We start from the raw sequence: 26,997 nt of genomic DNA on the forward strand, positions 1-26,997 counted from the left end.
GCGGCATCGACCGCAGCCGCTCCTGGAAGGAACGCCGAGACTGTGAGCAACGAAGCAACCGAGCCGTCGCTGATCGGCGGGCGGATCGTCACCGACGAGGGAGCGCCGCGGGACGGCTGGATCCGCGTCGAGGGAGGACGGATTGCCGAGATCGGTGAAGGCCCCACCCCCGACGGACTGCGGCCGGAGCTCAGCGGCCACTGGATCGTCCCCGGATTCGTCGACATCCACTGCCACGGCGGAGGTGGCGGGTCACTGACCAGCACGGAGCGGCGGCAGATCAACACCGCGGTGGCGGCGCACCGTGCACACGGCACGACGACGATGCTGGCCAGCCTGGTCACGGCCTCCGTGCCGCGACTCCGGGAACAGATCACCTCGCTGCTCGATCCGGTGCGCGAGGGGCTGCTGGCCGGGATCCACCTGGAGGGCCCGTTCCTCTCCGCGGTGCGGTGCGGCGCCCACGACACCGACATGCTGCGCGCCCCCGACCCGGAAACCGTCGCCGAACTGCTCGAAGCAGGCGAGGGCGAGGTCCGGATGGTCACCCTGGCGCCGGAGCTCGACGGTTCCGTCGAAGCGGTCAAACAGCTCGCCGAGGCGGGGGTGATCGCCGCCGTCGGTCACACCGACGCGGTGGCCGAGCAGGTGCGCCCGGCGATCGACGCCGGGGCCACCGTGGCGACCCACCTGTTCAACGGGATGCGTCCGCTGCACCACCGGGAGCCGGGGCCGGTGGGCACCCTGCTGGACGACGAGCGGATCACCGTCGAGATGATCTGCGACATGGTGCACCTGCACCCGACAGTGGCACGGTTGGTCGCACGGCACGCGGGCCCCTCGCGCACCGTCGCCGTCACCGACGCGATCAGCGCCACGGAGGCGGGCGACGGGCACTACGAGCTGGGCAGCCTGCCACTGACCGTCACCAACGGTGAACCCAGACTGGCGGACGGCTCACTGGCGGGCAGCACGCTGACGATGGACACCGCGCTGCGCAACCTGGTCGAACGCTGCGGTCTGAGCCTGCCGGAGGCGGTGGCGGCCTGTGCCACCAAACCGGCCGAGCTGCTGGGTCTGTCCGAGCGGCTGGGCTCGATCCGCACCGGCCTGGCCGCCGACCTGGTGGTACTGGACGAGCGTCTGCGGCCGCGACACGTACTCAAGGACGGTTCGCCGGTCCCGGCGGCACCGGACAGCGCCGCCAGCTTGGCCGGATGAGCACCACTCCCGCGCGGCAACCGCACGGATACCTACGCTGAGGGGCATGAGTACGTCCTCGACGGGTGGCGAACCGGATGCGGAACGGGTGCTCTCCGCCGCGTTGCGCGCCCAGGCGACCGGCAACGGGAACGCGGAACCCGAGTCAGCGCCGAACCGACGACCGCCGCGGCAACCGAATCCGCGGCGGTTGCCGGTGCTGCTCGTGCTGCTCTACGCGCTGCTGCTGGGGATCCTCGTCGGCGGCATAGCGGGCGTGATCTCGATGCTTTGAGCTCGAGGCAGGGAGCTCGACGCGGGGAGCTCGGCGGCACGGCGGAGCCCCTGCCAGCGCGAGGTTCCGCCACCCGAGCCCCTGCGCCGGCCGAACCGCAGAACCCCGCAGTCAGCCAACCCTGGAGATCTGCTCGGTGGGTTCGTCGTCGTTCGGCCTGTTCCGCAGCGCGAGGTGCTCGCTCACCAGCACCGCAGCCACCAGGGCCACCCCCAGCAGGAAGAACAGCACCGTCGCCCCCACGTTGCCCGAGGGGGCGAGCAGCTCGCGGTGCTCCTCGGTCTGCCAGGGCCACAGGGCGCGCAGGCAACCGGCCATGAGCCCGGTCATCACGACCAGCGTGATCCGCCTACGGTGCTCCAGCAGCCACTGCAGCAGTTTGACGAACAGCGAGAGACCGATGATCGCCCCCACGGCGAAGGTCGCGATGTAGCCGATGTCCCGCTCGTTGAGCGCGGAGAGCGTCGTTTCGTAGAGCCCGAAGGAAAGCAGGAAGAAGGAACCGGAGACCCCGGGCAGCACCAGGGCGCAGACCGCCACTGCCGCTGCCAGCGCCACGATCAGCGGGTTGGGTGAGACAGCGGTCGGGGGGAGGCTGGTGAGCCCGAAGGCGAGCAGGGCGGCCAGCACGGCCGTGATGACGTCGGCAGCCCGCCAGGCACGGCCGATCATGGATATGGGGACCCACAGCGAGGCCAGCACCAGCCCGAAGAACACCGCGCGGGAGGAGATCGGGTGCTCCTCGATCACCGGTTCCAGCAGTTTGGCGGCGATCAACGCGGCGCACACCAGCCCGATGAGCGCGGGAAGCACCACGTCCCAGCGCACCTTGCGGAACTCGACCCCCGCGCGGGTGAAACCGGCGCCCCGCGGCACGTCGGCCACGGCCAGCCGCAACGCGCTGAGCAGATGTCCGGCGGAACCGATCAGTGCTTCGTATATCCCGGTGACCAGGGCGATCGTTCCACCGCTTACACCGGGGACGATCTCGGCGGTACCGATCAGAGCACCGCGGACCAGGTTCGCTAGATACGCACGCAATGAGTTGACCATGACCTGCTTTTCATTGTCGGACACTGGAGAAACCAACCGGCGGCGCCACCGGGCCCGCCCGTGCCGAACGCTCCGGCGGAAGGGATTCGCCGGTTCACGTGAGTACGACGCTACCGATCGCCCTCATGGTGCCACCCGGCAGTGCTCGCAGGCTCGCCGGAGATCGTAAAAGCAGTCCGGCACCCCGCAGTGGTGAATTCACCAGGCGTTCTCCAGCCGGGCGTGCTGTCTGATCCAGGTGTGCATGACGATCCCGGAGGCCACTCCCGCGTTGATCGACCTGGTGGAGCCGAACTGCGCTATGGAGACCACCAGATCGGCGATGCGACGGGAGTCGTCACCGAGACCGGGTCCCTCCTGCCCGAACAGCAGCACGCAGTCGGCAGGCAGTTCGACCCGCTCTACCGGGGTGGCTCCGGGAGTGTTGTCCACGGCCACCACGTGCAGCGAGTGCTCCTCGGCGTAGGCACGCAGCTCGTCCAGTCCCGGATGATGGCGCACGTGCTGGTAGCGGTCGGTGACCATGGCACCGCGCCGGTTCCAGCGTCTGCGGCCGACGATGTGCACCTCCTGCGCCGCGAAGGCGTTGGCGGTGCGTACGACCGTTCCGATGTTGTGGTCGTGCTGGAAGTTCTCGATGGCGACGTGGAAGCCGTGCCGCCTGCGGTCCAGATCGGCCACGATGGCCCGCCGACTCCAGTAGCGGTAGCGGTCGACCACGTTGCGACGATCACCGTGTTCCAGAAGTTCCGGATCGTAGTGCTCGTCCGCGGGCCACTCCCCTTCCCACGGGCCTACCCCGACCTGGGCACCCCACTCGGTCGGCCCGGCCTCGGCTGGTGCCTGTTCGGAGGAATCGTGCCCGGAGGCCCCCTGTTCGGCCGGTTCCCGGCCGGAAGACGGCGGGTCGGCCTGTTGCCGGCCGGCGTCCCCGGGGACACCGCCCGTGCGCTCGTCCTCGGTCGCGTTCGGGTGCGCTCCGGCGCCGTCGTTGGAACTCACCAAGGCTCCTGGTGGTAGTGCTTCGTCGGTTCGGTCAGTCCAGCCCCAGGTCCGTGACTCCCAGCAACGACCGATACGGCAGCCCCGCAGCCTCGATGGCTTCCCGGGCTCCGGTGTCGCGGTCGACCACGGTGGCCACTCCGAGCACCTCGGCATCGACCTCTCGCAGGGCCTCGACGGCGGTGAGCACGCTGTCCCCGGTGGTCGAGGTGTCCTCCACGGCCAGCACCCGACGTCCGGAGACGTTCGGCCCCTCGATCCGACGCTGCATGCCGTGCTGTTTGGCGCTCTTGCGCACCACGAACGCGTCCAGCGGGGCCCCGGAGGAGTGCAGTACCGCGGTGGCCACCGGATCCGCGCCCAGCGTGAGTCCGCCCACGGCCGTGTAGTCCCAGTCCGAGGTGAGCTGCCGCAGCAGCGTTCCGATCAGCGGCGCCGCCTCGTGGTGCAACGTGGCCCTGCGCAGGTCCACGTAGTAGTCGGCCCGACGTCCCGAGGACAGCGTGACCGGTTCGTGCACCACCGTGAGGTCCCGGACGAGCCGGGCGAGCTGGTCACGACGTTGCTGGTCAACCGTAGTGTGCGCGGTTCGTTCCTTCACGACCGGCAGCATACCGCTCCGTCCGGTGATCATTTTCGCCCTGCCACGAAATTCGGATATATTACCCGAAACCGAAGTCAATTTTGGCCAGAACGAAAAATCTCACCTAATCGTGTGATCGAATAGGGATGCTTCCCGAAAAGGAACCAGCGGTTACTATTTCCGCCATGACATCAATCGCCGAAGTACGCCCGATCGAGAACAGGGACGTCCCGGAAATACTTGAACTCGGCAACGAGATTTTCGACGTTTCCGTATTTCCCTACAGCGTGTGGTCGTTGGGAGCCATAGCCAAACATCTCGACCAACAACCGGAAGCCTGCCACGTGGCGGAGGTGGGCTCGCGGAAAGTGGGATTCGTGTTGGCCTCGATGCCGTTCTTCGACCAGAAGTACTGGGGCCACGTCGAATGGATAGGGCTGCGTAGGGATTTCCGGGGCAAGGCGCTGGCGACCAAACTGGCCGACGCGACCATCCGTGCGCTCTACCACGCCGGCGCCACCCGGGTGGTGGGTGACATCTCGACGTCCAACCGGGAATCCAAGCTGCTCGCCCGTTCGATGGGATTCACCGAACTGACCACGATGACCCTGTTCGCCGCCCCCAGCCTGGACTGGATCAAGTCCGTGGCACCGGAGGAGGAGTTCGCCACCAGCGACGCCTGATCGAAGTTCTTCCGCTCGGATGGTCGAGCCGGTCGGTTGGCGGAACCCACCGCGGGCTCTCGTTCCGGGGCCGCGACATCGAGTAGCCACGAGCCCGGACCGCGATTCGTGGTTTCCGACGGGACGGAAGCCACGAATCGCGCGGGACCGGATCACCACTGGCGAGTGAGCTGGGGAAATCCCCGGAACGACACCACCAGCGGGGCGACGTGCTTGCTCGGCGGATTGGTCCGCACCACGGAAATACGCTCCGGCCTCGGCGAGTGCGGATTCCACGCGGAACGCCCGCCCGTTACTGCCCTAGGGCAGCGGCCAGCTCGTCGTCCCGACGCAGTGTGAGGATCATGCTCCCCAGCTCGGGAAGCTCGCGCCACGCGCTTACCGTGGCCACCGCACGTTCCGGCAGTTCGGAGCCGAGCGCACGCTCGATCTCACCCCAGTCGTCCCGCAACCGACGCAGCGCCGTCGGCCAGGTGGGGGCGGTGTTCTCGGTGATGTCGAGGAACTCCACCGGTGCCAACCCGGCAGCGTGGGCGAGCTCGAAGTATCGTGCCAACGTGTCCAGCGAGACCGCCTGGATCAGTTCGTAGTACTCGGCGGTGCGGGAGCGCAGCCGCTCCGTCATTCGAACTCGCGCGTAGGGCGTTTCCAGCACCAGAAGTCCGCCGGGGCGCAGCAACCGGGCCATACTGGACAGCAGTTCGCCCGTCTCGAAGTGCGGCGAGGACTCGACGGACATCACCGCGTCGAAACTCTCGGAGCGGAACGGTGGGTTGAGCGCGTCGGCGTACTCGAAGGAAACGTAGTGCGACACACCGTTCGAACTGGCGTGGGTAGCGGCCTCTCGCAGCGCACGACGGTTGACGTCGATACCGGTGATGTCGGCACCGGTGCGGACGCCCGCCGCTACGGTGGGACGGCCGTTACCGCACCCCACGTCCAGCACCCGGTCGCCGGAAGACACGCGCAGTTTGTCGATCACGAGTTCCGCCAGCCTGGCGGTGGCTTCCTCCAGGGAACTCTCGTCCGCACCGTCGAACCAGTACCCGTTGTGCAGATCGGGACCCCAGTACTTCTCGGCCAACGGCGCGAACCGTTCGTAGGCATTCTCGATGCCGGTCGCCGGCAGGGCGGATCCCAATGCCGCTCGGTTTGACATGTCGTGTCTCCGGTTCTCGGTGAACTCGTTTCCGAATGACTGCTGGCAGGACTGCCACTTTCCGAAGAAACCGCGTTCGTTGTCGGTGATCGACGACATCTCGAGGGACGCTCATCCGAAACCGAACACCGGTGTCTTCCGGACAGGGTGTCACCGCGAAGAAAGTAGCAGCACTTCCAACCCGTTGTGTTACCCCGCCCGAGCGAGAACGACGCGACACATTTTCATTTCTACTGGACGGTATTTCCGGACGCTTACGGCTCGGCGTGGATTCGACGGAACCACACCGAGCCGAAATCGTCGGGTTGGTTTCTCGGGCTCAGGTCCGCCCCGGCGCGGCGCGACCGACGACGAACCGCTGCAACCGGTTCGGTATCAGCTTGCCGAGGGCCACCACGGCCTTGTACTGAGCGCCCGGAATCGACACGGTGCGACCGCGACGCAGATCGCGCAGCGCCTCGTGCACGAGCGTGTCGGCATCCAGCCAGAACGCCTTCGGCAACGAGCTCATCTCCAACCGGGCGCGCTGGTGGAACTCGGTGCGGGTGAAACCGGGGCAAAGCGCCATGACCCGCACACCGGTTCCCGCCAATGAGGCGGACAAGCCCTCGGAGAACGTGGTTACATAGGCCTTCGTCGCCGAGTAGGTGGAACCGGACATGGCGAAGAAACCGGCCACACTGGACAGATTGATCACGTCGCCCCGGCCGAGGTCACGCAGCACCGGAACAACGGCGCGGGTCAGCCGCAACACGGCCGTGACGTTGAGATCCACCTGTTGCCGCAGCGTCTCGGGGTCGGTGTCCCAGAAAGCACCGGAGGTACCGAAACCCGCGTTGTTGACCAACAGCTCGATCGGCCTCGTCGCGTCGCCGAGGCGACGTTCGACCTCCGCGAGTTCCTCGTCCCGGGTGAGATCCGCGGGCAACCGCTCGGTGACGGTACCGTAGCGATCCCCCAGGTACTCGGCCAGTGAAGCCAGCCGTTCGGAATCACGGGCGACGAGCACCAGATCGTAGCCCTCTGCTGCGAGCCTGCGGGCGAAAGCCCGCCCGATACCGGCGGTGGCACCGGTTACGAGAGCGGTAGACATGTCTCGGACCCTACCCGCGAGTTTCCTCGACGACCGCTTCCGTCGAAGCTCCCGGATCGGTAGGCCTAAACCCGGTCGGCGGAATCTCCGAGGCTACGGTGCGGCTTCCTCCGCGCGACGGGGTGCGGAGGCACCGGCGGCCTCGATTTCCCGCGAAATCGCCGGGCCGTAGGGGCTGGGCACGTGGCGGTGCCCAATCGCGGTGTCCCGAGGGTGCGCCGCCTCCCCCACGGGACACCGCGCCGTTCCGAGGGGGCGGCCCGGTGCGCGGTGGAATGCCGCTCAGGCGGTGTCGTCCTCGGTGGTGGGGCTCGGGATTATCTCGTCGTCGGGACGCTCCGCGCTCGGGGTCTCGCCGTTGGGGTCCACTTCGAACGGATCGAGCAGGTCGGCGAACCGGCCCAACGCGCGCAGCGTGCCCTCCAGCTGTTCCGGTTCGGCCGCGGCGGGTTCGAGCGCCGCGAGCACCCAGTCGTTCTCCGCCCAGGCCACGGTCACGTCGTCGCCGAACTCCTCGACGGCGTCGACCACGTCCGGGGTGACCAGCGGCCGAGCCGTGGCGACGTCGCCCACGAACGCGTAGCGCGAGCCCACCGGACCGAGCAGGTCGAGTTCGGACTCCGGTGGAACCGGCACCTCCGGCAACCACAGTTCGAGCGTGGTGGCCGTCGACCGGCGGCAGCGGAGCCCGAGCAGCACTGCCACCGTCCTGCCGCCGACCACGAGGTCGAGCACCGAGACCTGGCGCCTCCCGTCGGCGGTGAAGGTGGACCCGGCCACGATGTCGGTGGCCACCGCTCCGTTGTACTGCGGCAGCAGCCCCCGTTGCCACTTGGTCGGCAGCACTTGATCGAACTCGGCGAACTGCCAACCACGCAGCGCCGCCCAACGTCTTCTTTCCCGGTTCTTCGCCGTTCGCCGCGCGTGGTCGGTGATCAGCAGCGTGACGCCCGCCGCTGTCGCGACCGCCGCCACGGCGAACCAGACCCAAGCAGGTATGCCCACACGCGCAGGGTAGTCGGCCGCCGGAGCGGTGCGAAGATCACCTGCTCCCGAAATCGCGGTACCACTCGGAAGAACCCCGAAAAGACGTGGCCGAACCGGCCGGATCGCCCCGCGGAGTCACTGTCCACCCGGAACACACATCCGGAAGAGCTCGTCCCACTCGGGCGCGTCGCCGGGCAGCCGGTCCGCCCGCTCACGGAGCCCGGGAAGCAGCAGTTCGAGGTAGCGCTGCCGCAGCTCGGCACGACGTTCCTCGTCGGTGGCGAGTGGCGGATTGAGGTGCTTGAACAGCAGGAACACATCGGCCGAGCGCAGCTCATCGCGCAGCTGCCCCGCACGCTGGGCCGTGCTCACCAGCTCCTCGATGAGTTCGATCATGCGTTGCCGCAGCCGGGTGAAATCCTCGGAGACGTCCGCGGACTCCTCGTAGGGCGGCAGCACCACGCCGATCCCGGCGTGCGCGCGCAGACAGCCCCGCATGAACCGCACGAACGCGGCCCAGGGGTCGTCGGGTTCGGTCTCCCTCGCCGATTCCGCCTCGGCCACGACGCGACTCATGGCGGCGATCCGAACTTGCTCGGCCAGGCGTCGCTTGTTTGGGTAACGCCGGTAGATGCTGGCCACTCCGACTCCGGCGAGCTCGGCTATCTCGGAGACCGGAGCCGCGAATCCCTGCTGCGCGAACACCTCGCGAGCCGCGCTGATCACGCGTTCGTCGTAGTCCGCGGCGTGCTGGGTTGTGGGCATGGCCACAGCATACCTCGGAACGGAATGATCCGCTCCGGGGTTGTGTTGCGCCGTGCGGAATGACTCGTTCCGGTGAGGAGAATCATGTCGCCCGAGCCGACCCCCACCACTTCCCCACCAACCGCGGAAACCTCGCACCCCCGCCGCTTCTCGCCCGGCGGAGCGTTCGCACTGGCGGCAGCCGTGCTCGCGGTGTTTCTGATGGCCTCCACGGCACCCTCCCCGATGTACGCCGTCTACCAACGGGAGTGGGAGTTCTCCAGCACCGTGCTGACGGTGGTGTTCGCCGTCTACATGGTCGGCATCCTGACAGCGCTGCTGCTGTTCGGCTCGTTGTCGGACCACCTGGGACGACGCCCAGTACTGCTCGGAGCGCTGGCGCTGGAGATCGTCTCGCTGCTGGTGCTGGCGTTCGCCCCCGGTGTCGGTTGGCTGTGCGCCGGTCGGATTCTGCAGGGACTGGCCACCGGAGCGGTCACCAGCGCGGTCAGCGCCACGCTGCTCGACTTCCAACCACCGGGAAGCGGACGCGGACCGCTGGTGAACGGGATCGCCGCCTCGGCGGGCATGGCGGTGGGCTCGGCGATGGCGGGTGCGCTGGTGCAGTTCGCTCCGGCACCGACCGAGTTGAGCTACCTGGTGCTGATCGCCGCGCTGGTCGTGCTGTTCCTCGGGGTGCCGGCGATACCCGAACCCGTGGCACGAGGCCGTGTCGAGGCGCGACGGCTACTGCGCCCGCAGCGGCCGATCGTGCCCGCGGGACAGGGGCGGACGTTCGCACTGCTGGCCACCACGATGCTGGCCGCCTGGACGGTCGGCGGGATGTTCATGTCGCTGGGCCCCTCGGTGGCCGGCGGACTGGTCGAGGACAACTCGCACTTCGTCGGTGGTCTGACCGTGACGGTGCTGGCCGGGGTCGGCAGCATCGGGCAGGTGCTGGCCTCGGGGTGGCACGGCACGCGCGCGGTGCGGCTGGCGGTCCCGTTGCTGCTGGTCGGGCTGACCGCCGTCGCGACGGCGGTGATCCTCGGAAACGCCGTGCTGCTGTTCGCCGGGTCGATCGTGCTGGGCGCGGGGTGGGGGCTGATGTTCATGGGTGGTTTCCGACTGCTCAGCGCCCTGGCGAAACCCGAACAGCGGGCGGGCACCTCGGCGATGATCTACGTGGTCGCCTACCTGTCCGCGGGATTTTCCAGCATCCTGCTCGGCTACCTGACCACGCTGTTCGGACTGGACAACGCCACGATCGTGTTCGCCGTCGCGGCGGGAGCGTTCGCCGTGCTGGCCGGGATCGGCAGCGGCAGGGCCCGTTGACCGGCAGCGGTGTCACCACGAGAGCGGTATCACCCGGTCGAGCTCCGCCGATCGGTTCGGCGGGGTGTTCGGCGCCACGGCAGCGCCGTGCCCGTTCGTGGCCGCTCGGCCCCACGGCCGAACCACGAGCACGTCCACCCGGACGCACTCCTGACCGCACCCGATGCCGCGGCCACGTCCTCGGCACGCGAACCGAACCAGGACCGCTTCCGTTACCGACGCGACGAGTCGAGCACCGCGGCCACGACCGCCTCGGGAGCGTCGTCGGGAACCAGGTGTCCCGCCTCGGGGACGACGCCGAACTCGGTGTGCGGCATACGTGCGGCCAACTCCCGACCTCGCTCCAGCGGAATCCACGCGTCCCGCTCACCCCACAGCAGACTGACCGGACAGCGGATCTCGTCGTAGCGATCCTGGATCTCGTCGGTATGGCGGTCGCGCATCTGGGCGATCTGGCGGTCGCGCATCTGGGCGATCTGGCGGTAGAACGCGGACTGACCCGACTCTCCCAACCAGGGGTCGAGGTAGTACCGCATCTCCCGCTCGGAAAGCGAGCGGCACACCGCTCCGCCGATGTAGGCGCGCAGGATCGCCTCGTGGATGTAGGCGGGCAGTTCACCGAACGCGTCCTCGTGGCGCCGGGCCGTTCTTACGAGCTCCGAGCCGTGCGGACTGAGCGCAACCGGGTCGATCAACGTCATCGAGCGGTAGTCGCGGCCGTCGAGCAGGTGGGTGCGCAGCGCGGTGGTCCCGCCGAAGTCGTGCCCGACCACGTGTGGGGAATCGAGTTCCCAGTGGTCGAGCAGCACGGCGAAGAGCTTGTTCTGCACCCCCAGCGACACGTCCTGTCCCGCCTTCTTCTCCGAGCGGCCGTAGCCGAGCAGGTCGAAGTAGTGCACCCGGTGGTGACGGGCGAGTTGCGGCGCGATCCGTCGCCACACCACAGAAGAGAACGGTGTGCCGTGCAGCAGGACCACGGGCTCGCCCTCTCCCATGACTCCGTAACGGATCTGCTGACCACGGAACTCGAACGTCTCGGGTGGGCTCCACGACTCGCGGTCCGACATCTCGAACATAACTAACCCCTTTGTCCGTTTTTATGGTTAGTATGGTTGCCGCGGCACACCGCGCTGTCAACCCGACCGGCGCCACACTCGCGGAGGAGGAAAATGGCCGACTGGACGGCTGACTCGTTGATCGGTGACCATCCGGCGCTGGTCTTCGTCAACACGGTCGGAGGCCGCACCAGAAGCCGTGACGTGGAGTACCTGAGCGAGTTCACCGACGCGGCCGACTGGGCGCACGCGATCGGGCTGCTCGAACCGGAGGAGCACGAGTACCTGCTGAGCCGCGCGGCGGACGACCGGGCGGAAGCGGACGCGGCGCTGGTGGAACTGCGCGAACAACGCGAGGCGCTGCACACGTTCCTGCTCGCAGGAGTGGAAGAGGTCCGATGCGAGCGGGCCGTCCGGGACCGGGTCAAAGCCGACATCCTGACCGCGCAACAGGAGGCGGAACCCTCGGAGCTGTTCCGCACCCGACATACCTGGGTGTTCGACACCGTGCGTCTCGGACCGCGTTTGGTGGCGCGCAGAGTCGCACTGGCGAGCGCGGAACTGCTGCTGAGCGAACAGCGGTCGCTGATCGGCGTGTGCGGCCGGTGCTCTTGGCTCTTCCTCGACCCCTCACCGAGCCGACGACGCCGGTGGTGCTCGATGGCGATCTGCGGCAACCGGGCCAAGGTCGAGCGCCACCAGCGGGGCCGAAGCCGGTGAGCCCGGCCGGGCATCCGGCGCGGCGATTTCGCGAGAAATCGACGCCCCGCCCCCGTCGGACTCGGCCCCTCAGACCCGGCTGTCGCTCAGAACAGTCCGCCCCGGTAGCTGCCGTGTGCCGTGCGTACGGCCACGGTGAGCCACGCGAGCACCAGCAGCAGGTAGAGCGCCACGGCGGCAACGGTGAACAGCAGCGACCCGGTGCGGGCGGCCAGACCACTCGTGCCGGTGACGACGGTGCCCACCGGGAAGGTGAAGCTCCACCAGGTCAGCGCGAAAGGCAACCCGGAGCGGGCGGTGCGGAGGGTGAGCGCGGCGGCCAACGCCAGCCAGACGAGGGCGAAGCCCCAGGCTGCCACCCCGTAGAACAGCCCGAGGGCGTCGGCGGCCGCACCGTAGGGCGCGGGCAACACGTTCCCCGCGGGGCGGGCCAGCAGGTTGACCGCGGTAATGGACTGCCCGAGCGGGCCGAGCACGATCCACACCGTGGGCACGGTCGCGGCGGCACCGGTCTTGTGGCGCAGCAGGCGCTGCCAGAGCTGCGGAACGATGCACAGCGTCGCGAACAGGCTGATGCCGAACATCGCGTAGCAACCCAGCAGCATGGTCAGGCGCGGCTGGCCCGCCGGCAGGTGCTCGACGAGCAGCGCGCCGTTGGCCGCCGAGACCATGGGAGGAACCACGGGCATCAGCCAACCGCCGAAGGCGCTCTCGCGCGTTATGTCGTGCGTGGTCATCATCCGGTAGGGGATCCACGCGGTGGTGAACAGCCCGAGCAGGGTTCCGGCCGTCCACAGTATCCAGTCCGCGGTCAGTGCCGGACCGAGCCCGATCCAGTCCCTGCCCAGCAGCAGGGTGCCCGCACCGACCGTCAGCAGCGCCATCGGAGGGGCGCCCCAGAACTGGGCCATGACCGGATCGTGGGCGTGACCACGCGCCGCCCCGGTATGGCGGATCCAGTGCACCGCCCACGCGGCGCAGAGGGCGAGGAGCAGCAGCGCACCGAACGCCCACACCACCGTCGCCGCGGTGCGTACCCCGGGCAGCCACACCGGCAGGGTCGCGGCGGCGTTGGCCACGATGCCGGTCCCCATCACGGAGGCGAACCAGTTGGGGCCGAGTCGGGCGAAGACCCGAGCCGGGTGATCGAGTTCGCGCAACGGGCCGAAGCGTCGCGACGTCGCGGGTTCCTCGGCGAGGGCGGTGCCGGTCATGCTTCCACCCTCGTGCGGTTCCTCGTGCCCGAGTAGTCCCTCGTCGGTTGGGAACGCATAAGCTGCGCCTATGTCTTCTCGGCCGTTACCCCGGTCGGTGCGCGATCTGACCGGATACGAGCTGCTGCTGAGCGTGGCCGAACTCGGCAGCATCGGGCAGGCCGCCCGCTCGCACGACATGTCCCAGCCCGCCGCCAGCGCACGGCTGCGGCAGCTGGAGGCCGATGTCGGCACCGCCCTGCTCGAGCGCGGCGCACGCGGGACCCGGCTGAGCACGGCGGGCGAACTCGTGGCGAGCTGGGCGCAGGCCACGATCGAAGCGGCCTCGGACCTGGCGGCGGGCATCGCGGCGCTGCGGGCCGACCGCCACGGCCACGTCCGGATCGCGGCGAGCCTGACGGTGGCCGAGTACCTGTTGCCACGCTGGTTGATCGCGCTGCGATCTGCCGATCCGGAGACCGTGGTCGCGCTGGACTCGGGCAACTCGGCGGAGGTCGCGACGAACGTGCTGGCCGGTACGGCCGACATCGGATTCGTCGAGAGCCCGGAAGTGGCGAGCGGCCTGTCCGCGCGTGAGGTCGCCAGGGACGAACTGGCGCTGGTCGTCGCGCCGTCGCACCCCTGGGCCAACCGCCGACGTGAACCGAGGGCCGAGGAGCTGGCCGCCACTTCGCTGGTGAGCCGGGAACGCGGCTCCGGAACCCGCTGGGCGCTGGAACGAGCGTTGCGGGAACACGCCGGACTCGAAACCGCCGAGCCACTGCTCGAGGTCTCCTCCACCACCGCGATCAAGGCTGCCGTGACCGGCGGGATCGGTCCCGCCGTGCTCAGCGCCCGTGCCGTGAGCACCGAACTCACCGCGGGGACGCTCGTGCGGCTCGAGGTCGCCGAACTCGATCTGACCCGGAGCCTGCGCGCGGTCTGGCCCGAAGGAACGCCGCTGCGCGGCCCGGCCCGCGATCTGCTCGCCATCGCACTCCGTGGTGAGTGACACCGGCGCGGCGATTTCGCGAGAGATCGCCGGGCGGGTGTGACGTTGTCCACTCCGGGTACGACTTCGGCGGCCCCTCGGGAACCGAACGCCCCCTCCGGACGACGTGCACGGCGAACACGGTTCGTCCCACGACCCGACGGTCGAGAAACGGAAACGGGCATGCACGGTGAGATGGCGGCAATGCACATGCCACTTTTACCCATGTGGTTACGAATCGTGTGGGCCTTGGCACTTTTCGTGGTGATCGTGGTGCACGCCGGCCACCTGGTCGCGATGTCCGGACAACACCGCGCCTGGCACGCGGGGCACACGGTCATGGCAGCGGGAATGGCCGTGATGTATCTGTTCCCGCGCATGGCGAACCCGGAGCTGTACCGGATCGGCCTTGCCCTGTTCGTGCTCGTGACGCTCACGCAGGCCGCCCTCACCGTCGCTTTCCGCGTCCGGGAGGGCGCGCTCAACCCGCTGTGGCTGTTGTCCACGGTGGACATGGCGGCGATGGCCTACATGCTGCTGGCGCCCACGGCACGCCCCGACTGGCTGAACTGGGCGTTCGTGGTCTACCTGACCTGCCAGGCGGTGGCCTACGGCGTGGGAGCATGGGACCGACTTCCGGTGTTCGACCACCGGGTTCCGGCCACCGTCGCCACCCCCTCCACCCCGGCGGCGGAACCCGTCCGGCAGCACGAGCACGGGGTGACACCACTGACGGCCGAACCCGCGCCCGACCCGGCGGCGGGGCCGGTGGTGGGACTGGTCGCGCACTCCACCGTGGGAGTGCGGGTGACGCTGGCAGTGATGGCGGCGAGCATGGCCTACATGATCGCCGTCATGTAGCGGAAAGCGAGGACGATGTCGGCGGTGACCCCCCTGACCTGGTCGAACGCACTGACCAGTTGGCAGCTCTCGCCCTGGGACGGGCTCGTGGTGCTGCTGGCCGTGGCCTACCTCGTGGGACTGCTCCGGTACCGGCAAATCGGCCGCTGGCCGATCCGGCGCTCCGTCGCCTTCCTGGGCGGGCTGTTCGCACTGGTCTTGGCGGTCAACAGCGCGATCGGCGTCTACAGCGAAGCCCTGACCTGGGTACACATGGTCCAGCACCTGGTGCTGATCATGGCGGTGCCGATCCTGCTGATCGTGGGACGCCCACTGGAACTCTGGGTCGCGGCGGGCGGAACCAACGCATCAGGACGGCTGGAGAGCGCGCTGCGAAGCCGGACCGTGAACGCGCTCACCCACCCGGCGACCTCGTTCGTGTACTACACCGCCGTGCTGGTGGTCACCCACCTGACGGTGTTCGCGCAGCTGCGGCTGGAGCACGAGTGGCTGCGGCACTTCGAGATCGTGCTGTACCTGACCAGCGGTTACCTGCTCTTCCTTCCCGTGCTCGGCAGCGAACCACTCCGGTGGCGGCGCTTCCCCCATCCGCTGCGCGTGGTGCTGCTGATGGCGGGGATGCTGCCGGACACCCTGGTCGGCGTGGTGCTGATGATGTCCCCCAGTCCCATCGCACCGGGTTATCGCCTGGCCCGTCCCGACTGGGGACCGACGCTGCTGGACGACCAGCACCTCGCCGGAGCGATCATGTGGTTCTTCGGTGACGCCACCATGGCCGTGCTGGCACTGATCACCGTCGGGGTTTGGCTGCGCTCCCGCGGCCCGGAAGCGGGCTTCGGCACGTGGTTGGAGTCCGCGCGCCGCAGCGCGCTGGCCCACACCGCCTCGGGTACCGCTCCCGCGCTGCGCGACTCCGCCGATGTGGACGCCGACGAGCAGGCGCTGGCCGACTACAACGCCATGCTCGCCCGGCTGCACCAGGGCACGGAACCAAACCAGGGCACTGCGTCAAACCAGGGCACTGCGTCAAGCCAGGGCACGGGGGCGAACCGGGGCGACGGGCGGCAAGCCCCGGACGGTTCCACCGTCGAGACCGCCCGAGCGGATCCCCCCGCGGCCGAGGACAGTAGCGGGGAGACACGGCACGAGCGGCCGGAACGGGGGAGCGGATGACTTCGGTGGCACCGTCCGAGGAGTCACACTCCGAGGGTTACTCGGTGGACCTGGCCGTCACGGGGATGACCTGCGCCGCGTGCGCGACGCGGGTGCAGCGCAAGCTCAACAAGCTCGACGGCGTGTCGGCCAGTGTCAACTACGCCACCGAGAAGGCCACCGTCGAGGCGTCGAACGAGGTGGCGCTCGAACGACTGCTGAAGCAGGTCGAGACCGCGGGATACGGCGCCGAGGTGATCCGACCCGACAGTCCGGAGGACGGCGACCCTGCCGAACGGGTCCGCTACCTGTGGCGCCGCCTGGTGGTGGCGCTGCTGTGCGGGGTGCCGCTGGCCGACCTGTCGATCACGCTGGCCCTGACCCCCTCACTGCGGTTTCCGGGGTGGCCGTGGGTGTTGCTGGCGCTGACGCTGCCGGTGGCCACCTGGTGCGCCTGGCCCTTCCACCGCCAGGCGCTGGTGCAGGCCCGCCACGGAACCACCTCCATGGACACCCTGGTCTCCATCGGCATCCTGGCGTCCGCCTGCTGGTCGGGATACACGATCTTCGCCTATCGGGAGACAACGACCGGTGACCGGGGCCTGACGGGGCTGCTGCTGGAACCCGCCGGGTCGGTGTACCTGGACGTGGCGGCCGCGGTCACCGTGTTCATGCTCGCCGGACGGCTGCTCGAGGCCAAGGCCAAACAGCGCGCGGGCGGTGCGCTGCACGCCCTGGCCGCGCTCGGTGCCAAGGACGTCGCGGTGCTGGACCGGGACGGCAACGAGAGTCGGGTGCCGGTCGAGCGGCTGCGGCGCGAGGACCACTTCACGGTTCGCCCCGGTGAGACCGTGGCCACCGACGGCGAGGTGCTGCGCGGGCACGGCACCGTGGACACCAGCGCGATGAGCGGCGAACCGGTCCCGGTCGAAGCGTCGGCGGGTGACGAAGTCGTGGGAGGCACCATCCTCACGAGCGGCCGCCTGGTGGTGCGGGCCACCCGCGTCGGCGAGGAGACCCAACTCGCCCGGCTGCGGGGGCTGGTCGAGCGGGCGCAGCACGACAAGGCCCGGACGCAGCGGCTGGCCGACCGGATCTCCGGCTGGTTCGTACCCGCCGTCGGCGTGCTGGCCGCGCTGACTCTGCTGAGCTGGTGGCTGCTCGAGGCGCCGCCGGAACGAGCCTTCAGCGCCGCGCTGACCGTGCTGATCATCGCCTGCCCCTGTGCGCTGGGGCTTGCCACCCCCACCGCGCTGCTGGCCGCCACGGGACGAGGTGCGCAGCTGGGGATCTTCATCAAGGGGCACCGGGCCCTGGAGTCCGCCCGTGCGATCGACACCGTGGTGCTGGACAAGACCGGCACCCTGACCACCGGCAGGATGGCCGTGGTCGACCTGCGCACCACCTCGGACACCGACACCGCCACGGTGCTGCGGCTGGCGGGCGCCGTGGAGGACGCCTGCGAACACGCCGTGGCTCGGGCGATCAGCACGCTGGCCGGGGAGGAACTCGGGCGGCCGGAGCCGGTCGCCGACTTCACCAGCCTCTCCGGTCTGGGCGCGGCCGGGACGGTGGCGGGCCGTTCGGTGCTGGTGGGGTCGGCCAGGCTGCTGCGGGAGCGCGGCAGCGAGCTGCCCGAGGAGCTCGAAGCCAGGCGGGTGGCTTGGGAGAGCCAGGGGCGCACCACGGTGGCCGTGGCGGTGGACGGCCAAGCGCGGGGGATCTTCGCCCTGACCGACACGGTCAAGCCCTCGGCGGCTCGCATGGTCGCTGAACTGCACCGGCTCGGGCTGCGCACGGTGCTGCTCTCCGGGGACAACACCGCCACGGTGCGGGCGGTCGCCGAGCGGGTGGGTATCGACGAGACCCTGGCGGAGGTACTGCCGGCGGACAAGGCGGCCACCATCGCGGGACTGCGGGAGCAGGGCCGCACCGTCGCCATGGTCGGCGACGGGATCAACGACGCTCCCGCACTCGCCGGTGCCGATCTCGGGATCGCCGTCATCTCCGGTACCGATGTGGCGCTGGACGCGGCCGACCTGTTGCTCGTGCGGGACCAGCTGGAGATCGTCCCCGAGTCGATCAGCCTGGCTCGCCGGACGTTGCGGACCATCCGGGGCAACCTGGCCTGGGCCTTCGGCTACAACCTCGCCGCGCTGCCGCTGGCCGCCCTCGGACTGCTCAACCCGCTGATCGCCGCGGCGGCCATGGCGTTGTCCTCGCTGTTCGTGGTCACCAACAGCCTGCGGCTGCGCAGGTTCGGCACCGAATCGCCCCGTCGGGAAGCGACTCCGGACGAATCTTCCACCGACGGCTCACCGGTGGACGGAACCCGGCCGGGAGGCGCACTCACCCCCTAACGACGCGGCACCCAGTAACGGGGTACCGCTCGAACGGCGTCGATTTCTCGCGAAATCGCGGGGTGGGCGGGGCAGTACGGCCTCGGCGGTGTCGATTTCTCGCGAAATCGCCGCGCCACCGACGCAGGGCGAGCTCCCACCACCCTCGCAGGCAGAGCTCCGACCACCCTGGCCCTCGGCACCGCCGCGGGTTCTCCCGTGCGGCTCTCGCGAGGACGCCCCCGACGTTGTGTAGTGACTACCCGATGTCGGGGGAGCCGCAGCGAGAGCCGTGCGAGAGGTTCCGCCACCCGCACCGCCAGGCAAACGGGCGGCAGCGAACTCCACCAAGAGCTCACTCCGAGTTCACGGTGAGACCGTTGTCCTCGGTGGCCGCATCGACCGTCACCTTGTCGCCATCCTTGATGTCACCGGCCAGCAGCTTGCGGGACAGCTCGTCACCGATGGCCGACTCCACCAGCCGCCGCAGCGGCCGAGCGCCGAACACCTGGTCGAAACCGTGCGTCGCCAGCCATTCCCGCGCGGGCTGCCGCACGTCCAGGGTCAGCCGCCGCTGTGCCAGCCGCCTGGCCAACCGGTCCACCTGGATGTCCACGATGGAGGTCAGCTGCTCGGTGGACAGCGCGTGGAATACCAGCGTGCCGTCCAGCCGGTTCAGGAACTCCGGCTTGAACTGGGTGCGCACCACCGACATGACCGCCTCGTCGCGTTCGGCCTCCGACAGATCGGGATTCGCGATGGCCTGCGATCCCAGGTTGGAGGTCATCACCAGGATGGTGTTGCGGAAGTCCACGGTGCGTCCCTGACCGTCGGTGAGCCTGCCGTCATCGAGCACCTGCAGCAGCACGTCGAACACGTCCTGGTGCGCCTTCTCCACCTCGTCGAGCAGCACCACCGAGTAGGGCCGCCTGCGGATCGTCTCGGTGAGCTGTCCGCCCTGGTCGTAGCCGACGTAGCCGGGTGGCGCGCCCACCAGGCGTGCCACCGAGTGCTTCTCGGAGTACTCGCTCATGTCGATACGCACCATCGCGCGCTCGTCGTCGAACAGGAACTCGGCCAGCGCCTTGGCCAGCTCGGTCTTGCCGACCCCGGTCGGGCCGAGGAACAGGAAGGAACCGGTGGGGCGATCCGGGTCGGCCACCCCGGCGCGGGCACGGCGCACCGCGTCCGAGACCGCGCGCACGGCCTCCTGCTGGCCGACGACGCGCGACCCGATGGCGTCCTCCATGCGCAGCAGTTTCTCCGTCTCGCCCTCCAGCAGCCTCCCCGCCGGAATCCCGGTCCACGAGCTGACGACCTCGGCGACGTCGTCGGGGGTGACCTCTTCCTGCAGCATCGCCTTGGAGCGGTTCTGCTCCTCGGTTGCCTGCTCCAGCTCCTTCTCCAACTGGGGGATGCGCCCGTAGCGCAGCTCGGCCGCCTTGCCCAGGTCGCCGTCGCGCTCGGCGCGTTCGGACTCGCCGCGCACCGATTCCAGCCGGCTCTTGAGGTCGCGGACCTTGTCGATGGACTCCTTCTCGCGCTGCCAGCGGGCGGTCAGCTCGGACAGCCGTTCCCGCTGGTCGGCCAGCTCCTGGCGCAGCGAGTCGAGGCGTTCCCGGGAGGAGGGGTCGTCCTCGTTGGACAGCGCCATCTCCTCGATCTCCAGCCTGCGGACGGCGCGCTCGACCTCGTCGATCTCCACCGGCCGGGAGTCGATCTCCATCCGCAGCCGGGAGGCGGCCTCGTCGACCAGGTCGATGGCCTTGTCCGGCAGGAACCGGTCGGTGATGTAGCGGTCGGAGAGCGTGGCGGCGCCCACCAGCGCGCCGTCGGTGATCCGCACGCCGTGGTGCACCTCGTAGCGTTCCTTGAGGCCGCGCAGGATCGCCACGGTGTCGTCCGGCGTGGGCTCACCGGTCATGACCTGCTGGAACCTGCGCTCCAGCGCGGCGTCGGTCTCGATGTGCTTGCGGTACTCGTCCAGCGTGGTCGCGCCGACCATGCGCAGCTCGCCGCGCGCCAGCATCGGCTTGATCATGTTCCCGGCGTCCATGGCGCCCTCACCGGTGGCACCGGCACCGACGATGGTGTGCAGCTCGTCGATGAAGGTGATCACCTGCCCTTCGGACTCGGTGATCTCCTTGAGCACCGCCTTGAGGCGTTCCTCGAACTCGCCGCGGTACTTGGCACCGGCGACCATCGACCCCATGTCCAGCGCGACGACTCGCTTGTCGCGCAGCGACTCGGGCACGTCCCCGGCGATGATGCGCTGTGCCAGGCCCTCGACGATCGCGGTCTTGCCCACGCCGGGCTCGCCGATGAGCACCGGGTTGTTCTTGGTGCGCCGGGAGAGTACCTGCACGACCCTGCGGATCTCGGCGTCCCTGCCGATGACCGGGTCGAGGTCGCCGTTGCGGGCGCGGTCGGTCAGGTCGAGGCCGTACTGCTCCAGCGCGTTGTAGGTGCTCTCGGGATCGGGGCTGGTGACGCGCGCCGAACCGCGCACCTTGGTGAAGGCGTCCTTGAGCGCGTCCGGGGTCGCGCCGTAGCGGTTGAGCAGCTCACCGACCTGCCCGCCCTCGGCGGACAGCCCGACGAGCAGGTGCTCGGTGGAGACGTACTCGTCGCCGAGTTCCGTCGCCAGCTGTTGGCTGTGCGTGAGAGCCTTGATCGACTCACGGGACAGCTGCGGGGTGGACACCGTGGAGCCACTCGCCGAGGGCAGCCCGTTGGCGAGCTGTTCGCACTCCTCGCGCACCCGTGCCGGATCCGCGCCCACCGCCGAGAGCAGCGAGGGCGTGAGGCCGTCGCTCTGCGCCAGTAGCGCGCCCAGCAGATGCGCGGGGGCGATGTCGGGGTTGCCCGCCATCGTCGCGGCCTGCGCCGCGGCGGAGATCGCCTGTTGGGTCTTGGTCGTCGGGTTGAACGCGTCCATTCCTCACCTCTCTCGTAGCGGCTTCGTCGCCCCGGCGAGGGCATGCCTTCCCGCCATACCCCGAAGGCCGCCCGACGTAACAGCCGCAACACAGCGACTATGGAAACAAAGTTGAGCCTGTATGACTCAACTATACAGACACGATCCGACTCGCGTCATCCGCAATCGTTCGAATCGGGGCAACCACGAATTCGGGGGACGTCTCGCGTACGAAACGTCCCCCGCGGGTGGTTGATGTCGCGGCACCGGCCTCAGCCGAAGGCCGCGATGTGCTCCCTGGCCCACTGCCGGAAACTACGCGCGGGCCTTCCCGTGATCCGCCGAACCGTGTCCGACAGCCCCGGATCCCCACCTTCCGTGGCGAGCATGTCCTCGACGATCCCGGCGGGCATGTACTCCAGCATCCGCTCCCGGGCCTGTTCGGTGCTCAGCTCCACGAAGTCCACGGGGCGACCGAGCTCCTCGGCCAGCACGGCCACCCGCTGCGCGACGGTGAGCTTCTCGGGCCCCGTCAGCGAATGGATCCGCTGTTCATGACCCAGCTCGGTGAGAGCGCTGGCCGCTACCGCTGCGATGTCGGCCGGATCGACGACCTGCGAGCCCTCCGGGTTCTCGTGGGAGTACACGCTGCCGTGCTCAGTGATCGAGGGGATCCACCAGAACGCGTTGGAGGTGAACTCCCACGGCCGCAGCACGGTCCACTCGAGTCCGCTGTCCCGGACGGCTTTCTCCCCTGCCAGCGCACCGCTGCCGATGAAGGAGCCCGGGTGCGTCTCGGCGAGCAGCGAGGAGACCAGCACCACCCGCCGCACCCCTGCCTCGGCGGCCCGGTGCAGTATCGCCGGAACGTCGCCGGGCGAACCGAGCAGGAAGAACCCCGACACCCCCGCGAAGGCATCCCGGAGCGAGTCCGGATCTTCGAGATCACCGGCTACGACCTCGACCCCGTCGGGGAACTCCGCCCCGCCGGGATCACGGGTGGTCGCCCGCACCGCGTGGCCCGACTCTTGCAGTTCACGTACCAGGCAGCGACCTATGTTGCCGGTCGCCGAAGTCACCAGGATCATGCGCTCTCCGAACCTCGTCTCGAAACCAACGGGCGAAAACCGCCGGGCGCGACGAACCCCACCGGAGGACTCCGCGGGGAGTTCGCGCGCCGAAGGCGGCACGTCCACGAGTCTGGATCTTCCAGCGCGCTCGAAGTCAACGATGCCCGGAATGCGGCACCGCGCAGTACCACACCACGCACGACCGGACCAAGCACGACCGCGCCGGGGGAGTCGCGGAACGGAGCGCCGGAGGGGAATGTTTCGCGTGAAACATCAAACCGGAGACGGCGACCAGCTCAGCTCGCGTCCTCGGCGAACACGGCCTGCACGTCGAGCTCGATCCGCAGCGTGGTGCCGATCGCGGCGATCCCGGTGCTCAGCGACTGGTTGAAGGTCATCGCGAAGTCCTCGCGACGCAGGATCGTGGTGGCCGAGGCGGACGCCCTGGTGCCGCCCCACGGGTCCGGCCCCACCCCGGTGAACCTGGTCGCCAGCCGCACCGGACGGGTGATGCCGCACAGCGTCAGTTCACCGTCGAGCTCCCAGCGGTCGTGCCCGCGCGATATCCCGGTGGTGGTGAAGCCGATCCGGGGGTGGTTCACCACGTCGAGGAAGTCGCCGCTGCGCAGGTGCTCATCTCGCTGCGCGTTTCCGGTGTCCACAGTCGCGGCGTCGATCCGGACGTCCACCGAGGAGGCCTCCACCGGCCTGGCGATCCGGATCTCGCCCTCGAACTCGTTGAACCGACCGTGGATGCTGCTGATCCCCAGATGCTTCGCGGTGGCACGGATGGCGGAGTGTGCCGGGTCGATGCGCCACAACCCTGGTTCGGGCAGCTCGTCACCGCCTCCCACCGGGGAGAGCTCCACCCCGTCCAGCTCGACGGCGTTGCCCTGCCGCACCATCGCGGTGCGCGCGAGCGGCTGGTGCCCCAGCGCCGTGACGATCGCCGTGTAGCGCCCCGGCGGCAGCGCGGGCACCGTGGCTTCCCCCGCCGAATCGGCGGGTGCGCGTCCCACCTGGGTTCCCGAGGCGTCAGTGACGGTGAGCACCGCCTCCGGCAGCGGCCAACCACCGAGCGTTCGGGCCCGCACTGTGACCGCTCCGCTCGGTGTCGGATCCTGTCGTTCGCCCACTTCGCCGTGGCCGAGGCTCATCGGAGTGTCCTCTCCTGCGTGAGAACCGCGGATCCGGGAATCGCCGGATCCGCCGGTCCGGTTCGAAGAATCGCGTCGTCGGTGGTCCCGTCGTCGGTGACCGCCTCGTCGGTGGCCCCGTCATCGGGGACCGCGTCGTCGACGGTCGGAGGCCGGTGCCGCGGAGCGGCCACCCCATCGGGCGAGTTCGCCCACTACTCCAGACCGAGGGCGATGTCGTGGTCGACGTGCTCGCCCCGCACGCTGAGGTTGTTCGCGGTCGGCGCGTAACCGGTGGCGATCACGGTGTAGTCCCCGTGCGAGAGATCGGTGAACCGGTATTCCCCGTCCGGACCGGTGACCGTGGCCGCGACCACGCCGCCCGAGGAGTCCAGCAGGGTCACTTGGGCCTCCGGCACTGCGTGCCCGAGGCGGGCGGAGCGGATCACGCCGCGCACCTCGGCACCCGACTCCAGCGAGACGTCCAGCGTGGCGCGTTGTCCCTCGGGCAGCGCCACCTCGGTGCTGGTGGGTTGGTACCCCTCGGCGGTGACGGTCAGGGCGTAGGAGCCGCCGACCAGATCCTTGAACTCGTAGCCGCCGCCACCGCCAGTGCGCGCGGCGGCCACGACCGAGCCGCGCACGTCGGTGAGCACCACCGTGGCGTCCGGCACCGGTACCGGACCGCTGTGGACCATGCCGGAGAGCCCGGCACCGCCGGAGAGCTCGACGTCGTGGCGCACCGTGCGCCCGGAGATCGCGACCATGGCCGCCGAGGGCTGGTAGTCGTCAGCCGCGGCGATCAGCACACAGGTGCCGCCACCGGCGGGTTTCACCCGATAGTTCCCCAGGTCATCCGAGTGGGTGCGATCGACCTGATTTCCCACCGAGTCGGTGAGCGTGAGCACCACCCCCGCCAGCGGGACGCCACCAGGACCTCGGACCACGCCGTACACGGTGGGAGCACCGTCGTCCGGGTAGAGCGAACCGGCCAGACTGACACCGTTCGCACTGTGCTCGTTCATCTCGAATCCGTTGTTCGACAATGCGGCTGACCTGCCACCCACCGAGTTCTCCCCAATGTTTTCCACAGACTTTTCCACAGAGTTGTCCACAGGGTCGCTCGATGTGTTCACAGGGCGCTCCACTGCCTCCGATATGTGTCCTTCGTGGGTGATCGGCTGCGCCGAACTCGGTGCACCGGCCACCGATCCGTCACCACCACTCGACGAGTTGTCCACAGATTCGCTCAAGTTCTCCACAGCCCGGTGCTTGCCGCCCTCCGCGGGCTGATCGTGCTTTTCGACGGTGGTACGCAGCGGCACCTCGCGAATGAACAGCACGGCGAGCAGCGTCACCACCGAGACGCAGGCGGTGATCAGGAACAGATCCCCGATCGCCCTGCCGTAGGAGTCGTGCAGGATCGCCTCGATCGGCGCGGGCAGGCTGTTGACATCCAGCGAGACGCTCCCGTTTCCGCCGCTCAACGAGGGGGTCGGCCCGGGCAGTTCCGCCATCCCCTCCCTGGCGTACTCGCTGACCCTGCTGCCCAGCACGGCACCGAGCACCGAGACGCCGGCGGAACCGCCGAGGGTGCGGAAGAAGGTCACCACCGAGGTGACCGATCCCATGTCCTTGATGTCGACGCTGTTCTGCACCGCGAGCACCAGGTTCTGCATCAGGGCGCCGACCCCGATCCCCATGAGGGCTAGGTAGACGTCCACAAGCGGCAGCGGCGTGTCCGAGTCGATCGTGCTCAGCAGCCCCATCCCCAGGGTCAGCACCAGGCTGCCACCGATCAGGAACGGTTTGATCTTGCCCGTTACGCGGGAAATGATCTGTCCGGTCACCGTCGAGGAGACGAACAGGCCGAGCACCATCGGCAGCGTCATCAGTCCGGCCTCGGTGGGGGTGTAACCGCGCCCGAGCTGGAAGTACTGCGCGAGGAACACCGCACCGCCGAACATCGCCGTGCCGACGGCGACCATCGCGACGATCGCCAGCGAGACAGTGGGGTTGCGGAACATCCCCAGCGGGACGATCGGCTCGCGCACCCTGGTCTCGACGAACACCGCGAGTATCACGGCGAGCACACCGCCCGCCACGAACCCGAACGTGGCCCAGGAGAGCCAGTCGAACTGCTTGCCCGCCAACGAGACCCACGCCAGCAACAGGCTCACTCCGCCGACGAGGAACAGCGCGCCGAACCAGTCGATGGAGACGTCGCGCTTGATCACCGGCAACCGCAGCACTCGTCCCAGCACCAGGAACGCGATCACCGCGATCGGCGCTGTCACCCAGAAGCACCAGCGCCAGCCGAGCGGCGAATCCACGATGAGCCCACCGACCAGCGGTCCGCTGGTGGTGGCCACGGCGAAGGTGGCGCCGATGTAACCGGTGTAGCGGCCGCGATCGCGCGGCGCGACCATCGCGGCGAGCACCACCTGGATCAGCGCCTGCATACCGCCCATGCCGATGCCCTGGATGGCTCGGAAGCCGATGAGCATCCCCATCGACTGCGAGAAACCGCCGAGCACCGAACCGAGCGTGAAGATGGTGATCGAGAGCTGGTACAGCAGTTTCTTGCTGAACAGGTCCGAGAGCTTGCCCCAGATGGGGGTGGTGGCCGTGGAGGTCAGCAGCATGGCCGTGACCACCCAGGTGTACTGGCCCTGCGTGCCGTTGAGCTCGGCGGTGATCCTGGGCAGCGCGTTGGACACGATCGTGGAGCTCAGGATCGCCACCAGCAGGGCCAGCAGCAGCCCGGTCAGGGCCTTGAGCACCTGGCGGTGCGTCATCGCTCCGCCGGAGCTCCCCGGTCCACCGGCGCCGGGAGACGAGGCGTCCCGCGCGGGGGCCCCTCCGTCGGCGGACTCGCCGGGCGGGGCGTGTCCCGCCTCACCCCCCGCGACGTTCGAGGTGGTCATCGATTTCCTTCCTTGGCCGCGTCTTCCGGGTTCGTGAGCAGCTGCCTGGACGCGGTCAGCAAGTCGTCCGAGAGCGCGCGGAGCAGTCCGTCCAGCTCGGTGAGCCGACTCTCGTCCCACTCGCTGAGCACCACTTCGCTGAGCCAGCGCGCCTTCTGCCGCTCGCGCTCCTCGAGCGCGGCCCGCCCCCGCTCGGTGGCTCGCAGCAACGAGACCCTGCGGTCGGTCGGATCGGGTCTGCGCTCGATCAGGCCCTCCTGTTCGAGCTGACCGAGCTGTCTGCTCACCACGGAGGTGTCCACGACCCGGTTGTGGGCGAGCTCGGAGGCCCTCGACTCGCCGCCGTGGACCAGCTCGGACAACAGGCCGGTCCCCGAGGTGCTCAGTTCGTTGCCGTGCTGCGCCCGTTGCAGCGCCAGCTGTCTGATCCCCAGCAACTTGCGGAGCGGTTCCAGTAATCGCTCGCAGGATTCGAAGTGCGATCCCATCGAGTATTCCTTTG

The 26,997-nt window shown here is 69.1% G+C and carries 23 protein-coding genes; 9 read left to right on the forward strand and 14 right to left on the reverse strand.

The window, feature by feature from the left end:
- The first annotated feature begins 42 nt into the window (after positions 1-42).
- A complete protein-coding gene (gene nagA / locus BLR41_RS04830) occupies positions 43-1,221 on the forward strand; it encodes an N-acetylglucosamine-6-phosphate deacetylase (RefSeq protein WP_092626728.1) in 1,179 nt (392 codons plus the stop codon).
- 46 nt (positions 1,222-1,267) lie between these two features.
- The gene (locus BLR41_RS04835; protein WP_092626730.1) at positions 1,268-1,495 is read left to right on the forward strand and encodes a hypothetical protein; all 228 of its coding nucleotides are present in this window, start codon (positions 1,268-1,270) and stop codon (positions 1,493-1,495) included.
- 111 nt (positions 1,496-1,606) lie between these two features.
- On the opposite strand, the gene BLR41_RS04840 is transcribed toward BLR41_RS04835, so the two are convergent.
- From BLR41_RS04840 to pyrE, 3 genes are all read right to left on the reverse strand, one after another.
- Positions 1,607-2,548: a DUF368 domain-containing protein gene (locus BLR41_RS04840; RefSeq protein ID WP_092626732.1), complete on the reverse strand. Its 942-nt coding sequence runs from the start codon at positions 2,546-2,548 to the stop codon at positions 1,607-1,609.
- A gap of 198 nt (positions 2,549-2,746) precedes the next feature.
- Positions 2,747-3,550 (reverse strand): TrmH family RNA methyltransferase, encoded by an 804-nt coding sequence (locus BLR41_RS04845; RefSeq protein WP_092626733.1) that lies wholly within the window; start codon positions 3,548-3,550, stop codon positions 2,747-2,749.
- A 34-nt stretch (positions 3,551-3,584) separates the two neighbouring features.
- Entirely contained in the window at positions 3,585-4,163 is a 579-nt protein-coding gene (gene pyrE / locus BLR41_RS04850; protein WP_092626846.1) for an orotate phosphoribosyltransferase, read from the reverse strand.
- A gap of 155 nt (positions 4,164-4,318) precedes the next feature.
- Between pyrE and BLR41_RS04855 the strand changes: the two genes are divergently transcribed.
- A complete protein-coding gene (locus tag BLR41_RS04855; protein ID WP_245693869.1) occupies positions 4,319-4,816 on the forward strand; it encodes a GNAT family N-acetyltransferase in 498 nt (165 codons plus the stop codon).
- Between the two features lie 292 nt (positions 4,817-5,108).
- Here BLR41_RS04855 and BLR41_RS04860 read toward each other — a convergent pair whose 3' ends face one another.
- From BLR41_RS04860 to BLR41_RS04875, 4 genes are all read right to left on the reverse strand, one after another.
- A complete protein-coding gene (locus tag BLR41_RS04860; RefSeq protein WP_245693871.1) occupies positions 5,109-6,074 on the reverse strand; it encodes an SAM-dependent methyltransferase in 966 nt (321 codons plus the stop codon).
- A 220-nt stretch (positions 6,075-6,294) separates the two neighbouring features.
- On the reverse strand, positions 6,295-7,068 hold the full coding sequence (locus tag BLR41_RS04865; protein WP_092626734.1) for an SDR family NAD(P)-dependent oxidoreductase: 774 nt from the start codon (positions 7,066-7,068) through the stop codon (positions 6,295-6,297).
- Between the two features lie 282 nt (positions 7,069-7,350).
- On the reverse strand, positions 7,351-8,073 hold the full coding sequence (locus BLR41_RS04870; RefSeq protein ID WP_245693873.1) for a type III secretion system chaperone family protein: 723 nt from the start codon (positions 8,071-8,073) through the stop codon (positions 7,351-7,353).
- A 117-nt stretch (positions 8,074-8,190) separates the two neighbouring features.
- Entirely contained in the window at positions 8,191-8,820 is a 630-nt protein-coding gene (locus BLR41_RS04875) for a TetR/AcrR family transcriptional regulator (protein WP_092626737.1), read from the reverse strand.
- Between the two features lie 84 nt (positions 8,821-8,904).
- Here BLR41_RS04875 and BLR41_RS04880 point away from each other — a divergent pair, with 84 nt between their 5' ends.
- On the forward strand, positions 8,905-10,134 hold the full coding sequence (locus BLR41_RS04880; RefSeq protein ID WP_092626738.1) for an MFS transporter: 1,230 nt from the start codon (positions 8,905-8,907) through the stop codon (positions 10,132-10,134).
- A gap of 212 nt (positions 10,135-10,346) precedes the next feature.
- On the opposite strand, the gene BLR41_RS04885 is transcribed toward BLR41_RS04880, so the two are convergent.
- Complete coding sequence (locus BLR41_RS04885; RefSeq protein WP_218119898.1) at positions 10,347-11,210, reverse strand: alpha/beta fold hydrolase; 864 nt, start codon at positions 11,208-11,210, stop codon at positions 10,347-10,349.
- Positions 11,211-11,303: 93 nt separating this feature from the next.
- Here BLR41_RS04885 and BLR41_RS04890 point away from each other — a divergent pair, with 93 nt between their 5' ends.
- Positions 11,304-11,909: a CGNR zinc finger domain-containing protein gene (locus BLR41_RS04890; protein WP_092626740.1), complete on the forward strand. Its 606-nt coding sequence runs from the start codon at positions 11,304-11,306 to the stop codon at positions 11,907-11,909.
- An 86-nt stretch (positions 11,910-11,995) separates the two neighbouring features.
- Here BLR41_RS04890 and BLR41_RS04895 read toward each other — a convergent pair whose 3' ends face one another.
- Positions 11,996-13,123, reverse strand: coding sequence for a TDT family transporter (locus BLR41_RS04895; protein WP_092626741.1), 1,128 nt, complete (start codon positions 13,121-13,123; stop codon positions 11,996-11,998).
- 70 nt (positions 13,124-13,193) lie between these two features.
- Between BLR41_RS04895 and BLR41_RS04900 the strand changes: the two genes are divergently transcribed.
- The 4 genes from BLR41_RS04900 to BLR41_RS04915 all read left to right on the forward strand — a co-directional run bounded on the left by BLR41_RS04900 (position 13,194) and on the right by BLR41_RS04915 (position 18,466).
- On the forward strand, positions 13,194-14,114 hold the full coding sequence (locus tag BLR41_RS04900; protein ID WP_092626743.1) for a LysR family transcriptional regulator: 921 nt from the start codon (positions 13,194-13,196) through the stop codon (positions 14,112-14,114).
- Between the two features lie 162 nt (positions 14,115-14,276).
- A complete protein-coding gene (locus BLR41_RS04905; protein ID WP_245693875.1) occupies positions 14,277-14,954 on the forward strand; it encodes a DUF5134 domain-containing protein in 678 nt (225 codons plus the stop codon).
- A gap of 24 nt (positions 14,955-14,978) precedes the next feature.
- On the forward strand, positions 14,979-16,127 hold the full coding sequence (locus BLR41_RS04910) for a cytochrome c oxidase assembly protein (RefSeq protein ID WP_245693877.1): 1,149 nt from the start codon (positions 14,979-14,981) through the stop codon (positions 16,125-16,127).
- Positions 16,124-18,466, forward strand: a complete 2,343-nt coding sequence (locus BLR41_RS04915) for a heavy metal translocating P-type ATPase (RefSeq protein ID WP_092626750.1) — start codon at positions 16,124-16,126, stop codon at positions 18,464-18,466. The genes BLR41_RS04910 and BLR41_RS04915 overlap by 4 nt, the downstream gene beginning before the upstream one ends.
- A gap of 334 nt (positions 18,467-18,800) precedes the next feature.
- Here BLR41_RS04915 and clpB read toward each other — a convergent pair whose 3' ends face one another.
- The 5 genes from clpB to BLR41_RS04940 form a co-directional block, all read right to left on the reverse strand.
- Entirely contained in the window at positions 18,801-21,383 is a 2,583-nt protein-coding gene (gene clpB, locus BLR41_RS04920) for an ATP-dependent chaperone ClpB (RefSeq protein WP_092626751.1), read from the reverse strand.
- A 251-nt stretch (positions 21,384-21,634) separates the two neighbouring features.
- Positions 21,635-22,450, reverse strand: coding sequence for an NAD(P)H-binding protein (locus tag BLR41_RS04925; RefSeq protein ID WP_143012996.1), 816 nt, complete (start codon positions 22,448-22,450; stop codon positions 21,635-21,637).
- A gap of 278 nt (positions 22,451-22,728) precedes the next feature.
- Complete coding sequence (locus BLR41_RS04930; RefSeq protein ID WP_092626753.1) at positions 22,729-23,589, reverse strand: YceI family protein; 861 nt, start codon at positions 23,587-23,589, stop codon at positions 22,729-22,731.
- 194 nt (positions 23,590-23,783) lie between these two features.
- Positions 23,784-26,495, reverse strand: coding sequence for an MFS transporter (locus BLR41_RS04935; RefSeq protein ID WP_092626754.1), 2,712 nt, complete (start codon positions 26,493-26,495; stop codon positions 23,784-23,786).
- Positions 26,492-26,983, reverse strand: a complete 492-nt coding sequence (locus tag BLR41_RS04940; protein WP_092626755.1) for a MarR family winged helix-turn-helix transcriptional regulator — start codon at positions 26,981-26,983, stop codon at positions 26,492-26,494. Before BLR41_RS04940 ends, BLR41_RS04935 begins: the two co-directional genes overlap by 4 nt.
- Positions 26,984-26,997 lie beyond the last annotated feature (14 nt).

Source organism: Actinopolyspora mzabensis, assembly GCF_900101095.1.
Lineage (GTDB): Bacteria > Actinomycetota > Actinomycetes > Mycobacteriales > Pseudonocardiaceae > Actinopolyspora > Actinopolyspora mzabensis.